10 protein-coding genes are annotated in these 14,168 nt (G+C 69.9%); 5 read left to right on the top strand and 5 right to left on the bottom strand.

Annotated elements, in window-relative coordinates; all coding sequences use genetic code 11:
• Positions 1-2 precede the first annotated feature (2 nt).
• From cydP to KY49_RS20405, 5 genes are all read left to right on the top strand, one after another.
• The gene (gene cydP, locus KY49_RS20385) at positions 3-275 is read left to right on the top strand and encodes a cytochrome oxidase putative small subunit CydP (protein WP_059719449.1); all 273 of its coding nucleotides are present in this window, start codon (positions 3-5) and stop codon (positions 273-275) included.
• Positions 265-1,845: a cytochrome ubiquinol oxidase subunit I gene (locus tag KY49_RS20390; protein WP_042586359.1), complete on the top strand. Its 1,581-nt coding sequence runs from the start codon at positions 265-267 to the stop codon at positions 1,843-1,845. Before cydP ends, KY49_RS20390 begins: the two co-directional genes overlap by 11 nt.
• Before the next feature lie 31 nt (positions 1,846-1,876).
• On the top strand, positions 1,877-3,013 hold the full coding sequence (gene cydB / locus KY49_RS20395) for a cytochrome d ubiquinol oxidase subunit II (RefSeq protein ID WP_042586360.1): 1,137 nt from the start codon (positions 1,877-1,879) through the stop codon (positions 3,011-3,013).
• 53 nt (positions 3,014-3,066) lie between these two features.
• Positions 3,067-3,192: a cytochrome bd-I oxidase subunit CydX gene (cydX, locus tag KY49_RS34835; RefSeq protein ID WP_042586361.1), complete on the top strand. Its 126-nt coding sequence runs from the start codon at positions 3,067-3,069 to the stop codon at positions 3,190-3,192.
• A gap of 564 nt (positions 3,193-3,756) precedes the next feature.
• Positions 3,757-6,240 carry a family 20 glycosylhydrolase gene (locus KY49_RS20405; protein ID WP_042586362.1) on the top strand — a complete coding sequence of 828 codons (2,484 nt, stop codon included), beginning with the start codon at positions 3,757-3,759 and terminating at the stop codon, positions 6,238-6,240.
• A gap of 433 nt (positions 6,241-6,673) precedes the next feature.
• Here the strand turns inward: KY49_RS20405 and nagE are convergent, their stop codons facing one another.
• The 5 genes from nagE to KY49_RS20430 form a co-directional block, all read right to left on the bottom strand.
• Positions 6,674-8,431, bottom strand: a complete 1,758-nt coding sequence (gene nagE, locus KY49_RS20410; protein WP_042586363.1) for an N-acetylglucosamine-specific PTS transporter subunit IIBC — start codon at positions 8,429-8,431, stop codon at positions 6,674-6,676.
• Positions 8,432-8,537: 106 nt separating this feature from the next.
• Positions 8,538-11,135, bottom strand: coding sequence for a phosphoenolpyruvate--protein phosphotransferase (ptsP, locus tag KY49_RS20415; protein WP_042586364.1), 2,598 nt, complete (start codon positions 11,133-11,135; stop codon positions 8,538-8,540).
• 16 nt (positions 11,136-11,151) lie between these two features.
• Positions 11,152-12,168: an SIS domain-containing protein gene (locus KY49_RS20420; RefSeq protein ID WP_042586365.1), complete on the bottom strand. Its 1,017-nt coding sequence runs from the start codon at positions 12,166-12,168 to the stop codon at positions 11,152-11,154.
• Entirely contained in the window at positions 12,161-13,264 is a 1,104-nt protein-coding gene (gene nagA / locus KY49_RS20425) for an N-acetylglucosamine-6-phosphate deacetylase (protein WP_042586366.1), read from the bottom strand. The genes KY49_RS20420 and nagA overlap by 8 nt, the downstream gene beginning before the upstream one ends.
• A gap of 98 nt (positions 13,265-13,362) precedes the next feature.
• Positions 13,363-14,097 carry a GntR family transcriptional regulator gene (locus KY49_RS20430; RefSeq protein ID WP_042586367.1) on the bottom strand — a complete coding sequence of 245 codons (735 nt, stop codon included), beginning with the start codon at positions 14,095-14,097 and terminating at the stop codon, positions 13,363-13,365.
• Between the last annotated feature and the right edge of the window lie 71 nt (positions 14,098-14,168).

Here is a 14,168-nt window from a genome sequence, read left to right on the forward strand (position 1 = left end):
TAATGGCCTTGATCTCGATCGATAAAAAGCCCGCGCCCACGGGCGGCGCGACCGGCTGGCGCGGTCGCCTCGCCGCGTGGGCCCGCGGCCCGACGCTCGCCCGCGACATCACCATCGTGCTGCTCGTCAAGCTGGCCCTGCTGATGGCGCTCAAATACGCATTCTTCAATCACCCGCAGGCCAGGCACATGTCGTTGCCGCCTGCCGCCGTCGCCGAGAAGCTGCTCTCGGTGCCGGCCCCCGCCTCTACCGAGGGAGACCACCATGATAAGTAGCGAAGTCGTCGATCTGTCGCGTCTGCAGTTCGGCATCACAGCGCTCTACCACTTCCTGTTCGTACCGCTGACCCTCGGCCTGTCCTGGCTGCTCGTCGTCATGGAAGCCGTCTACGTGATGACCGGCAAGCAGGTCTACAAGGACATGACCCAGTTCTGGGGCAAGCTGTTCGGCATCAATTTCGCAATGGGCGTGACGACCGGCATCACGCTCGAATTCCAGTTCGGCACGAACTGGTCGTACTACTCGCACTACGTCGGCGACATCTTCGGCGTGCCGCTCGCGGTCGAAGGCCTGATGGCGTTCTTCCTCGAATCGACGTTCGTCGGCCTGTTCTTCTTCGGCTGGAACCGCCTGTCGAAGGTCAAGCACCTGATGGTCACGTTCCTCGTCGCGCTCGGCTCGAACCTGTCCGCGCTGTGGATCCTCGTCGCGAACGGCTGGATGAACAACCCGGTCGGCGCCGAGTTCAACTACCAGACGATGCGGATGGAAATGACGAACCTGTTCGACGTGGTGTTCAACCCGGTCGCGCAGGTGAAGTTCGTGCACACCGTGTCGGCCGGCTACGTGTCGGCGGCGATGTTCGTGCTCGGCGTGTCGTCGTGGTATCTGCTGAAGAAGCGCGACACCGATTTCGCGCTGCGCTCGTTCGCGGTCGCGGCCGGCTTCGGCCTCGCGTCGACGCTCTGCGTGATCGTGCTCGGCGACGAATCCGGCTATACGACCGGCGAAGTGCAGAAGATGAAGCTCGCCGCGATCGAATCCGAATGGGAGACCGCACCGGCGCCGGCGGCGTTCACGCTGATCGGGCTGCCGAACCAGCAGGAAGAACGCACCGACTACGCGATCAAGATCCCGTATGCGCTCGGCCTGATCGCGACGCGCTCGATCGACGAGCCGGTGATCGGCCTGCGTGAGCTCGCCAAGCGCAGCGAAGAGCACATCCAGAGCGGGATGATCGCTTACGGCGCGCTGCAGAAGATCAAGGAAGGCGACACCAGCGCCGCGACCCGCGAGCTGTTCGACAAGCACAAGGAATACCTCGGCTACGGGCTGATGCTCAAGCAGTTCACGCCGAAGGTCACCGACGCGACGCCGGAGCAGATCAAGGCCGCCGCGAAGAAGACCATCCCGCCTGTCGCGCCGGTGTTCTTCTCGTTCCGGATCATGGTGTTCCTCGGCTTCCTGTTCCTTGCGACGTTCGTCGCCGCGTTCTGGTTCTGCGCGCGCCGCGAGCTGCTGCAGGACAACCGCCGCTGGTTCCTGCGCTATGCGGTGTGGGCGATCCCGCTGCCGTGGATCGCGATCGAATTCGGCTGGATCGTCGCCGAACTGGGCCGCCAGCCGTGGACGATCGCGGGCGTCCTGCCGACGCACCTGTCCGCGTCGAGCCTGACGCCGACCGACCTGTACCTGAGCCTGGCCGGCTTCATCCTGTTCTACACGGCGCTCTTCATCATCGAGATCACGCTGATGTTCAAGTACGCGCGCCTCGGCCCGTCGTCGCTGCATACCGGCCGCTACCACCACGAGCTGGCGGCCGCCGGCGAGCGCGCCCCGGCCTGAGCCCGGCCCAGATACCGAACAAGGAATCGCTATGGACTACGCAACTCTCAAGCTGATCTGGTGGCTGCTCGTCGGCGTGCTGCTGATCGGCTTCGCCGTCACCGACGGCTTCGACATGGGCGCGACCGCGCTGCTGCCGTTCCTCGGCAAGACCGACGAGGAGCGCCGCATCATCGTCAACACGGTCGGCGCGACCTGGGAAGGCAACCAGGTGTGGCTCATCACCGCCGGCGGCGCGATGTTCGCCGCGTGGCCGCTCGTCTATGCGGCATCGTTCTCCGGCTTCTACTTCGCGATGCTGCTCGTGCTGTTCGCGCTGTTCTTCCGGCCGGTCGGCTTCGACTACCGCAGCAAGCGGCCGGACCCGCGCTGGCGCGCAGGCTGGGACTGGGGCCTGTTCGCCGGCGGCTTCGTGCCGGCGCTGGTGTTCGGCGTCGCGTTCGGCAACCTGCTGCAGGGCGTGCCGTTCCAGTTCGACACCGACCTGCGCGTCAGCTACCACGGCAGCTTCTGGGCGCTCCTGAACCCGTTCGCGCTGCTCTGCGGCCTCGTCAGCCTGACGATGCTGGTCGCGCACGGCGCCGCGTTCATCAAGATGAAGACGGACGGCGTGATCGCGCGCCGCGCGTCGGTCGCGCTGCGCGTGTCGGCATTCCTCGCCGTCGTGCTGTTCGTGCTCGCGGGCGTGCTGATCGCGTCGTATGTCGGCGGCTATCACATCACGCACGCGGCGCCCGCCGACACGGTCGCGAACCCGCTGCTGAAGGACGTCGCCGCAGGCTCGGGCCTGTGGCTCGCGAACTACGGCGAGTATCCGTGGATGGTCGCGGCGCCGGTCGTCGGCATCGCCGGCGGCGTGCTCGCGCTGCTGCTCGCGGGCTCGCGCCTCGAGAAGACCGCGTTCTTCTGCACGGGCCTGATGATCGTCGGCGTGATCCTGACCGCGGGCTTCTCGATGTTCCCGTTCATCATGCCGTCGTCGCTCGACCCGAAGAGCAGCCTGACCGTGTGGGACTCGACGTCGAGCCACATGACGCTGCAGGTGATGCTGTTCGCCGTGATCGTGTTCCTGCCGATCGTCCTGCTCTACACGGGCTGGGTGTACCGCGTGATGCGCGGCAAGGTCACGCGCGAGGCGCTCGACGAAAACAAGCACTCGATGTATTGAACCCGGCAGGGCGCGCACGCGCCCCCGCCCCACGTTTCGCAAGGAGTCGGATCATGTGGTACTTCAGCTGGATTCTCGGTATCGGCGTCGCGCTCGCGTTCGGCATCGTCAACGCGATGTGGCTCGAAGCGCAGCCGAAGCGCGTCGCGCCGGCCGGCGCGAAAGCCGACCGGGCCTGACGCCGCGGCGGCCGCCGCCGCGCACGCCCGGACGACATGCGCCGGGCGCGCCGGACGGATCGTCCGTCCCGCAGCAGCCAACCTCGCCTCGTGCGAGGTTTTTTTTTGCCTGCGCCCGCCGCCTCGCGTCGCCCCCACCTCAAAATTCAATGCCACTCTGGAACCAAATTAATACCACTTGAATACCATTCAAAGGTTTCATATGATCTTTCACGCGGCCGTCCACGGGCCGCGTCCACTTGGGTGGAGGAGACATGAAAGGTCACCGCTTGGGCCCCCGCGGCGCCACGCCGAACCGTGAGCGTCCGGGGACCGGCCGCGCCGCCGCGCCCAACGACACGCGCCGCTCATGAACGCGCACGGCCGGCGCGCGTGCCGCGAACCTGATCCGTAGCGCTCGGCACCGCGCGCCTTATGCGCGGCCTTATGCACGCCTTGCGCACTTCTTCGTGCCCCCTCGCCCGCGCGCGGCCCCAGCCTTTCCCCGCAGCCTCCTTGAAAGACCCGATCGCAGCGACGTAATCCCACGGCGTCGTATCGCCGAACTTTTTTTGAGGAATCCCCATGAATCGAATCCTGCATTCCCTGTGCGCCGGCGCGCTGATCGCGGCGGCGCTGTCGCCGGCCGCGTCGCCCGCGCAGACGCCCGCGCGCGCGACGCCCGGCGCGAGCGCGAACGCCGCCCCGCCGACGCCCGCCGGGCTCGCGACGCTGCTGTCGAACGGCCTCGCGTTGCGCGTCGCCGTCGACAACAATCACGCGGCGTCGGCCGGCGTGCCCTGCGCCGATCTCGGCGCGGACTGGGCGAGCTGCGCGACGGGCCGCCTGATCCTGCAGAACCGCGGCCACCAGCCGATCGCCGACGGCGGCTGGCGGCTCTACCTGCACAGCATCCGCCGCCTGCTGCGGGTCGACCGGCCGGGCTTCGCGCTGCGCCGCCTGACGGGCGACCTGTACGAACTGACGCCGCAGCCGGGTTCGCTCAGGCTCGCGCCGGGCGAGCGCCTCGAGCTGCCGGTCGTCGCCGAATACTGGCTGCGCCGTTACAGCGACGTGATTCCGCGGCCCTACGTGGTGGTCGACGGCGCGCCGCCCGCGGTGCTGCGCTACAACGACACCGACGACGAGCTGCGCTATGTCGAATCGCTGCCCGCCGACGCGCAGAACAATTCCCCCGGCAACGCACCGCCCGTCGCCGCGCGGCCGGACGCCGGCCGCGCGCTGCCGAGCGTGAAGCGGCAGCGCATGCTGGGCGGCACGCTCGAGCTGCGCGGCATCGACCTCGCGCTGCCGGAGCTCCCGTCCGCGCAAGTGGCGGCGTTGCGCGAGCGCGCGGGCACGCTCGGGCTCGACGGCGCGCGCGCGCCGGTGTGGGGCGTCGTCGCACCTCGCCGGCTGCCGGCCGATATCGCGACGCCCGGCGGCTACCGGCTCGCGATCGGGCCGCGCGGCGCGTTCATCGAGGCCTACGATCGCGCCGGCCTCTACTACGGCGTGCAGACCCTGTTCTCGCTCGCGCCGGCCGGCGGCGGCACGCTTCCCGCGATGCTCGTCGAGGACGCGCCGCGCTTCGTCCATCGCGGCATGCACGTCGACCTCGCGCGCAACTTCAAGCATCCGGCGACGCTGCGCCGCCTGATCGACCAGATGAGCGCGTACAAGCTCAACCGGCTGCACCTGCACCTGTCCGACGACGAGGGCTGGCGCATCGAGATTCCCGGCCTGCCGGAGCTGACCGACGTCGGCGCGCGCCGCTGCCACGATCCGTCCGAAACGCGCTGCCTGCTGCCGCAGCTCGGCTCGGGGCCCAACGACCAGTCGGGCGGCGGCTACCTGACGCGCGCCGATTACGTGGCGCTGCTGCGCTATGCGGCCGACCGCTTCGTCGAGGTGATTCCCGAGATCGACATGCCCGCGCACTCGCGCGCGGCCGTCGTGTCGATGGAGGCGCGCTATCGCCGCCTGCACGCGGCGGGCCGCGAGCATGACGCGAACGCGTACCGGCTGCTCGATCCGCAGGACACGTCGAACCTGCTGACGGTGCAGTTCTACGACCGGCGCAGCGACCTGAACCCGTGCGTGCCGGGCGCGCTCAACTTCGCGTCGAAGGTGATCCGCGAAATCGCGTCGATGCACGCGGACGCGCAAGTGCCGCTGCGCACCTGGCACTACGGCGGCGACGAGGCGAAGAACATCCTGCTCGGCGCGGGCTTCCAGCCGCTCAACGGCGCCGATCCGGGCAAGGGCCGCGTCGATCTCGCCGCGCAGGACAAGCCGTGGGCGCGCTCGCCGGCGTGCACCGCGCTGCTGCAACGCGGCGAAGTGAAGTCGATCGACGAGCTGCCGACGCGCTTCGCGAAGCAGGTCAGCGCGGTCGTGAACGCGAACGGGATCGGCACGATGGCCGCGTGGCAGGACGGCATCAAGCACGCGAACGGTCCGCAGGACTTCAGCACGCGCAACGTGATGGTGTCGCTGTGGGACACGATCTTCTGGGGCGCGTCGGACAGCGCGCGCGACCTGAGCGCGAAGGGATACCGGACGGTGCTCGCGCTGCCCGACTACCTGTATTTCGACTTCCCGTACACGCTCAATCCACGCGAGCGCGGCTATTACTGGGGCTCGCATGCGACGGACGAGTACAAGGTGTTCTCGCTCGCGCCGGAGAACCTGCCGCAGAACGCCGAGGTGATGGGCGACCGCGACGGCAATCCGTTCGAGGTGACGAGCGCCGGCCCCGCACCGCGCCTCGAAGGAATCCAGGGGCAAGCGTGGGGCGAAGTGATGCGCAACGACCGGCTGCTCGAATACATGGTGTATCCGCGGCTGCTCGCGCTCGCCGAGCGCGCATGGCACAAGGCCGACTGGGAACTGCCGTATGCGGCGGGCGTGCGCTACAAGCGCGACGACACGCATCACGTCGACACGGCCGCGCTGCAGCGCGACTGGGCGGGCTTCGCGACGCTGCTCCAGCAGCGCGAACTGCCGAAGCTCGAACGCGCGGGGATCGGCTATCGGAAGCCGACGTTCACGTTGACGAACGAGTGAGCGGCGGCCGGGGGCGCGCTTCGCGTGCGCCCCCGGTCGTTCACTCCAAACAAAAACGGCTTGCAATCATCGCAAGCCGTTTTTTCGTCTCCCTGCCGGCACGAACCCGTCACTAGGGTCTGTTTACATACGGAACACGCATGCGTTGCGACGAGAACGGCCGCTCGCGAGGCGCGCGACGCCGCGAATACTGGACGTATCGCCAAGGAGCGCAACGCGGCGAGCGGCCGTTCTCGTCGCAACCCCAAATTTTAAAAAACCATTCCACGGGAATGCCCGAAATCGCCCGTATGGCGGCGTCGCTCGTCGCTTGTTTGGCTCGGCCAAACGGCGCTCCTCCCTCCTTGCCCTACGAGCGATTTCGGGCATTCGCATGCGTGTTCCGTATGTAAACAGACCCTAGGATTCACGCCGGCGCCGGTCGCCGGTCACATTACGCGGGCTGGGCCGCCGCGCTCCCGCCCGCCGAAGGCAGGCGCGCCGTCAGCAACTGCGCGTAGCGCGAAGCCGACGCACCGCAGACGATGTGGAACGTATCGGCCCCGACCCACGCGACGTCGAGCGACGCGAGCCGCTCGCGATCGACCGCCGACGGATCGACCACCGCGACGCGCAGCCGCGTGGTCGCCACCGCGTCGAGCGACGCGACGTTGGTCGCGCCGCCGAACACCGCGAGCCAGCGCGCCGGATCGGGATCGAGCGGCCCCGCCGCGCCGTCTGCCGTCGCGGCCGGCGCCGCGGCGGCGCCGGTCGATGCGCTCGCCGTCGCGCCGCCGCCGATCGCCGCGCGCATTTCGTCGGCGATGATGTCCGCCTCGGGCCCGATGATCACCTGCACGCTGTTGCCGCCGCGCTTGAGCACGCCGCGCGCGCCGATCGCCTTCAGGTCCGGCTCCGACACCTTGTCCGGATCGGCGACGGTCAGCCGCAGGCGCGTCGTGCACGCGTCGACGACCGTCAGGTTGCCCGCGCCGCCGAGCGCGGCGATGTAGCGCTGCGCGCGCGGCGCCGCGGCGCTCGCGGCCGGCGCGACGTAGCCGCCCGGCTGGTACGGCTCGGCCGCGCCTTCGGCCGTCGCCGGCTCGCGGCCCGGCGTCGCCATGTCGAACTTGCGGATGAAGAAGCGGAACAGCCCGTAGTACGCGATGCCGTACGCGATGCCGAGCGGAATCGCGACCCAGCCCTTCGTCGACAGCCCGTAGTTCAGCACGTAGTCGATCCCGCCCGCCGAGAACGTGAAGCCGAGCTTCACGCCGAGAATCTGGCAGATCGCGAGCGACAGCCCCGTCAGCACCGCGTGGATCACGTACAGCACCGGCGCGAGGAACATGAAGCTGAATTCGATCGGCTCGGTCACGCCGGTCAGGAACGACGTGAGCGCCATCGAGAACAGCAGGCCGCCGACCACCGCGCGGCGCTCCTTCGGCGCCTCGTGCAGCATCGCGAGGCACGCGGCCGGCAGGCCGAACATCATGATCGGGAAGAAGCCGGCCATGAAGGTGCCCGCGCTCGGGTCGCCCGCGAAGAAGCGGTGCAGGTCGCCGTGCACGAGCTCGCCGCCGGCCGGCGGCGTGAAGTTGCCGAACACGAACCACGCGAGCGAATTGATGATGTGGTGCAGGCCCGTGACGAGCAGCAGCCGGTTCAGGAAGCCGAACACGAACGCGCCGATCGCGCCCGCGGTCGTCAGCCACTGGCCGGCCGCGTCGATCGCATGCTGAACCGGCTGCCACACGTAGCCGAACACGATGCCGAGCACCACGCATACCAGGCCGGTGATGATCGGCACGAAGCGCTTGCCGCCGAAGAACGCGAGGTAGTCGGGCAGCTTGATGTCCTTGTAGCGGTTGTACAGCAAGCCGGCCACCACGCCCGCGATGATCCCGGACAGCACGCCCATGTTCAGCTTGGGATCGATGTCCTTCATGATCGCGGTTTCGATCAGGTAGCCGATCGCGCCCGCGAGCGCCGCGACGCCGTTGTTGTCCTTCGCGAAGCCGACCGCCACGCCGATCGCGAACAAGAGCGGCAGGTTGTCGAAGATCGCGCCGCCCGCGTCGGCGATCATCTTGATGTTGAACACGTCCGGCTGGCCGAGCCGCAGCAGGATGCCGGCGACCGGCAGCACCGCGATCGGCAGCATCAGCGCCCTTCCCAGGCTCTGTATCTTCAGAAACGGATTCCCGTCCATTCAGTCCTCCAATCCTTGTCTCTTCGTTGACCTTCTTCGTTGACCTGATTGCTTTCGTAGTGAACTTGCGTTGCTGCTGAAACCGCACGCGAGTCCCCGCCGACGCTCAGTCGAGCGGCCAGATCTCGCGGCTTGCTGCCCTTACCGCCTGCGCCGAGTCGAGCGCGAGCAGATCCTGCGCGCGCTGGCGGCACAACTGGTAATCGAGACGGCGCACGCGCGCCTTGATGCCCGGCACCGACGCCGGATCGACCGACAGCTCGGTCACGCCGAGGCCGACGAGGATCGGCACCGCGAGCGGATCGCCGCCGAGCGCGCCGCACACGCCGACCCACTTGCCGTGCTTCTCGGCGCCGCGCACCGCGATGTCGATCAGGCGCAGCACGGCCGGATGCAGGCCGTCCGCCTGCGCGGCCAGATCGGCCTGGCAGCGGTCCATCGCGAGCGTGTATTGGGTGAGGTCGTTGGTGCCGATCGACAGGAAGTCCGCATGCTGCGCGAGCTGGTCGGCCAGCAACGCCGCCGACGGCACCTCGATCATCACGCCGACTTCGATCGGCTCGGCGCGGCCCATCGCGCGCGCGAATTCGTCGATGCGCTTTTTCAGCCGCACGAGCTCGCCCGCGTCGGTCACCATCGGCAGCAGGATGCGCACCGCGCCGAACGGCTTCACCGCGAGCAGCCCCTGCAGCTGGTCGTCGAGCAGATCGGGGCGCAACTGCGCGAGGCGGATCCCGCGCAGGCCGAGCGCCGGGTTCGGCTCGGGCGGCAGCGTCAGGTAGTCGACTTCCTTGTCCGCGCCGACGTCGAGCGTGCGGATGATCGCGGTGCGGCCCTGCAGCGCGTCGACGATCGACTGGTAGCTCTGCTGGTGCTCGACGGTGGTCGGCGCCGCCTGGCGATGGATGAACATCAGCTCGGTGCGCAGCAGGCCCACCGCGTCCGCGCCGTTGTCGACGGCCGTGTTCGCGTCGTCGAGCGTCGCGATGTTCGCGGCGACCTCGATCGCGCGGCCGTCGACGGTCGCGGCGGCTTCGCCCGCGGTCCGGCGGTTCGCTTCACGCACGCCGGCGAGACGCTGGCGCTCGTGCCGCGCACGCTCGACGTCGAGCGCGGTCGGCGCGTGTTCGAGACGGCCCGCGCTCGCGTCGACGACGACCTGCGTGCCGTCCGGAATCGCGTACAGCGCGTCGCCGACCGCGACGAGCGCCGGAATGCCGAGCTGGCGCGCGATGATCGCCGCGTGCGACGTCGCGCCGCCGCGCGCCATCACGAGCGCGGTCACGCGCTCGCGATCGAGCGACGACAGCTCGGACGGCGTGAACTCCTCGGCCGCGAGCACGGCCTCGTCGGGCAGCGCGCGCGCCGCGCCGCTCGTGTGGCCGAGTGCGCGCAGCACGCGCTTCTCGATGTCGCGCAGGTCGGCCGCGCGCTCGGCGAGCAGCGCGTCGTCGAGCTTCGACAGCGTGTCGATCTGCGCGCGGATCGTCGCGCGCCACGCGAAGCCCGCGCTCTTGCCGAGGCTGATCAGGTCGCGCGCCGCGTCGATCAGCGTCGGGTCTTCGAGCAGCACGCGATGCACCGCGAAGATTCCCGCCTCGCCGACCGCGCCGCGCGCCGATGCGTTGCGCACGGTGACGTCGAGCTCGGCGTCGACGGCCTTCAGCGCCTGGTCGAGCTGGCGGCTTTCCGATGCGGGCGTGCCGCTCGCCTGCTCGGGCGGCGCGAGGTCCGCATCGTCGAGGCGCACCAGCGTGCCGACCGCGATGCCGGGCGCCGCGCACACGCCCGCGAGCGTGTGCGGGTCGAGGGGCGCGCCAGCGCGCGGTGCCCCGACGTTGCGCACGACCGCCTGCGGCGCGGGCGACAACGTGCGCGCCGGCTTCTCCTCGACTTCGCCGTGCACCTCGCGCAGCAGCTCGTGCGCGACCGCGTCGACCGCCTGCTGCGCCTGCGCGCCGCGGCCGACCAGCTCGATCGCCGCCTGTTCGCCGGCCCCGAGGCCGAGCAGCCCGACCACGCTCTGGATCGGCGCCTTGCGGCCTTCGAAATGCACGTCGACGTGCGCGTCGAGCCCGCGCGCCGCCTCGCGCGCCCGCGCGGCCGGCCGCGCGTGCAGGCCGCCCGGCTGCGTCAGCCGAATCGTGCGGCGCGCTTCATTGTGCGCCGCGGCGCCCGCCTCGGCCGCCTGCACCGCTGCTTCGCCCTTGCCGCGCAGCGTGAGAAGCGGCGTCTCGCCGGCCGTCGCGGAGCCTTGCGCGCGTGCGACGATCTCGAACGCATCGGAATTCGCGATCGCGATCACCGACACGAGCGAATGCGCGCTGCGCGCGACCGCGTCCTGGTCGAACTCGATCAGCAGGTCGCCCGCCTCGACGCGCGCGCCGGCCTCGACGCGCGCGGTAAAACCCTGCCCGTTCAGCTCGACGGTGTCGATGCCGATGTGCAGCAGCACTTCCGCGCCCTGCGGCGTCGTGATCGTCACCGCGTGGCCGGTGCGCGCGAGATGCGACACGATGCCGGCGCACGGCGCGACGAGCTTGCCGGCGAGCGGGTCGATGCCGATGCCGTCGCCGAACATCCCGCCGGAGAACACCGGATCGGGCACGTCGGCCAGCGCGACGATCGGCCCCGTCAACGGGGCAAGCAGAACGATCTGATCGTGGGTGGGGCTCTTCAACTGGGACTCCTCGGCGCGTCTCATCGGCGTTCTCGGCTCATCAATGCGTTTCGGTGACTTTGTTCAGGTGGCGCGGCGTATCGGGATTGCGGCCGCGCGCGACGGCGAGATCCGCCGCCATCACGTAGAACGACAGAATGGCGGCGATCGGGTCGAGCGCCGCATGGGCGGACTGCGCGAGCGGCAGCACCGTGCCCGACAGGCCGGGCGTGCCGGCCGGCGCGGCGAGCAGCACCGCGGCGCCGCGCGCGCGCATGTCGGCCGCGAGCTGCAGCAGGCCCGCCTGCTCCGGCCCCGGCGGCGCGAACACGAGCAGCGGGTAGTCGCGGTCGATCAGCTCCATCGGGCCGTGACGCACCTCGGCGCTCGAGAACGCCTCGGCCTGGATGCCGGAGGTTTCCTTCAGCTTCAGCGCGGCTTCCTGCGCGATCGCGAGGCCGAGGCCGCGGCCGATCACGATCATCCGCTCGACGTCGGCCAGCGCGGCGACGGCCGGCGACCAGTCGAGCGCGCCCGCCTGCGCGAGCACGTCGGGCAGGCCGCGCAGCGCGGCCACGAGCGCCGCGTCGCGCTGCCAGAACGCGACGATCTGCGCGGACAGCGACAGCATCGCGATGTAGCTCTTGGTGGCCGCGACCGACAGTTCCGGGCCGGCCAGGAGCGGCAGCTGGTGCTCGCAGGCGTCGGCGAGCGGCGACGGCAGCACGTTGACCGCCGCGACGGTGCGCGCGCCGGCTTCGCGCAGCGCGGCCATCGTATTGACGAGATCGGGGCTCTTGCCGGACTGGGAGAACGCGATCGCCAGCTGGTCCTGCACCTTCAGCGGCGCCTGCTGCAGCGTCGCGACCGACATCGGCAGCGACGCGACCGGCACGCCGAGGCGGCTCATCGTCAGGCTCGCGAAATAACTCGCGGCGTGATCCGAGCTGCCGCGCGCGACCGTCAGCGCGACGGCCGGCGGATGATCCGTCAACTGGCCGGCGAGCGCTTCGACGCGCGCGGTGTCGGCGAGCTGCGCGGCGACGACCTGGGCGGACTCGCGCGCTTCGTTAAGCATATTCGACAATCGATTCTCCTTCGACGTAGGTCGCGGTGAGGTTCAGGTCGCGATCGAACACGGCGACGTCGGCCCACGCGCCGCGCGCGAGGCGGCCGCGATCGGCGATGCCGAGATAGTCGGCCGCGTAGCGCGACATCCGGTTCGACACGTCGGCGATCGGCAGGCCGAGCGACACGAGGTTGCGCAGCGCCTGGTCCATCGTCAGCGTGCTGCCGGCGAGCGTGCCGTCGGCGAGCCGCACGCCGCCGAGGCACTTCGTCACGTGCTGGCTGCCGAGCCGGTATTCGCCGTCGGGCATGCCGGTGGCCGACGTGCTGTCGGTCACGACGTACAGGCGCGGGATCGCGCGCAGCGCCGCGCGGATCGCGCCCGGATGCACGTGCAGCAGGTCGGGGATGATCTCCGCGTATTCGGCGTGCGCGAGCGCCGCGCCGACGAGGCCCGGGTTGCGGTGATGCAGCGGCGACATCGCGTTGAACAGGTGCGTGAAGCCGCACGCGCCGTGCTTGAGCGCGGCGACCGCGTCGTCGTAGGTCGCGAGCGAGTGGCCGAGCTGCACGCGCACGCCGCGCGCGGCCATCTCGCCGATGATCTCGATGTGGCCGGCGATTTCCGGCGCGAGCGTGACGACGCGGATCGGCGCGATCGACAGGTACTTCAGCACTTCGTCGAGCACGGCCGACACGGCCGCGTCCGGCTGCGCGCCGAGCTTGCCGGGGTTGATGTACGGCCCTTCGAGGTGCACGCCGAGCACGCGCGCGCCGCCCGGCGTGCGGGTGCGCGCGACGCTGCCGAGGTTGCCGACGACCTTCATCAGCTCGTCGCGCGGCGCGGTCATCGTCGTCGCGAGCAGGCTCGTCGTGCCGTACTGCGCGTGCGTGCGGGCGATCGTCTCGATCGCGTCGCCGCCTTCCATCACGTCGGCGCCGCCGCCGCCGTGCACGTGCAGGTCGATGAAGCCGGGCAGGATGTACGGCGCGTCGTTCTTCGCGGGATCGGCCGGGGCGCCGTCGAGCGTCGTGATGCGCCCGTTCTCGCAATCGAGCGCGCCGTGAATCCAGCCGTCGGGGGTGAGGATGTTTCCAGTCAGCATGACATTCTCTTGATGATCTGGTGACGCGGCGAGCCGCGTCGCGATATACGAAATCCGCAGGGTGCGCCGGTCGTCGCGCGCCGGTGCAGTCTCCCGCGTCAGCGTTTCAGTTCGGCGACGAAGTCGTAGTAATCGTCGCGGCAATACGTTTCGGTCATTTCGATCGCGCGCTCGTCGGCGCCGTAGCCGATGCGCGTGATCACGAGGAGCGCCGCGCCCGGCGCCACCGCCATCCATTTCGCGATGTCGCGCGTCGCGTTCACCGCGCGAAAGTGCTGCAGCGCGCGCACCACGACCTGGCCGCGCGCTTCGAGGTGCTCGTACAGCGACGCGCCGAGCGCGTGCGGATCGGGCACCACCGCGGCCGGCAGCGTCGAGTGCTCGACCGCCATCACGATGCCGTCCGCGCGGCGCAGCCGCTCGAGCCGCGCGACCAGCGCGCCGGGCGCGAGGCCGAGATGAGTGATCTCGTCGCGGCTCGCGGCGCGCAGCTTGCGCGACAGCCACACCGAATCCGGCGCGAAGCCGCGCTGGCGCATCTTCGCGGTGAAGCCGACCAGGCGCGACAGCGGATCGGTGACGCGCGGCGTGATGAAGGTGCCCGCGCCGCGCGCCCGTGTGACCAGGCCCTGCTCGACCAGCAGCGCCAGCGCGCGCCGCGCGGTGATCCGCGACACGCCGACCGACGCCGACAGCACCCGCTCCGACGGCAGCGCCTCGCCGGCCTGCCATGCGCCGTCGTGGATCGCGCTCGCCAGATTGCGCGCGAGCTGCAGATAGAGCGGTGTATCGCGGCGAGGATCGGGCGCCAGTTCGGAACAGCCGGTTTCCATGAGCCTCCGGGGAGTCGGACGACGGACGCGGGCCGTCGGAAAGTGAAGGCATTATATAACCACAATAATAC

The sequence above is a fragment of the Burkholderia sp. MSHR3999 genome (genome assembly GCF_000833595.1).
Classification (GTDB): Bacteria; Pseudomonadota; Gammaproteobacteria; order Burkholderiales; family Burkholderiaceae; genus Burkholderia; species Burkholderia ubonensis.

Excerpts from the sequence above, each read along its gene's own strand:
- cydP (WP_059719449.1), top strand. The coding sequence starts at position 3 with ATGGCCTTGATCTCGATCGATAAAAAGCCCGCGCCCACGGGCGGCGCG.
- KY49_RS20390 (WP_042586359.1), top strand. The coding sequence starts at position 265 with ATGATAAGTAGCGAAGTCGTCGATCTGTCGCGTCTGCAGTTCGGCATC.
- cydB (WP_042586360.1), top strand. The coding sequence starts at position 1,877 with ATGGACTACGCAACTCTCAAGCTGATCTGGTGGCTGCTCGTCGGCGTG.
- cydX (WP_042586361.1), top strand. The coding sequence starts at position 3,067 with ATGTGGTACTTCAGCTGGATTCTCGGTATCGGCGTCGCGCTCGCGTTC.
- KY49_RS20405 (WP_042586362.1), top strand. The coding sequence starts at position 3,757 with ATGAATCGAATCCTGCATTCCCTGTGCGCCGGCGCGCTGATCGCGGCG.
- nagE (WP_042586363.1), bottom strand. The coding sequence starts at position 8,431 with ATGGACGGGAATCCGTTTCTGAAGATACAGAGCCTGGGAAGGGCGCTG.
- ptsP (WP_042586364.1), bottom strand. The coding sequence starts at position 11,135 with ATGAGACGCGCCGAGGAGTCCCAGTTGAAGAGCCCCACCCACGATCAG.
- KY49_RS20420 (WP_042586365.1), bottom strand. The coding sequence starts at position 12,168 with ATGCTTAACGAAGCGCGCGAGTCCGCCCAGGTCGTCGCCGCGCAGCTC.
- nagA (WP_042586366.1), bottom strand. The coding sequence starts at position 13,264 with ATGCTGACTGGAAACATCCTCACCCCCGACGGCTGGATTCACGGCGCG.
- KY49_RS20430 (WP_042586367.1), bottom strand. The coding sequence starts at position 14,097 with ATGGAAACCGGCTGTTCCGAACTGGCGCCCGATCCTCGCCGCGATACA.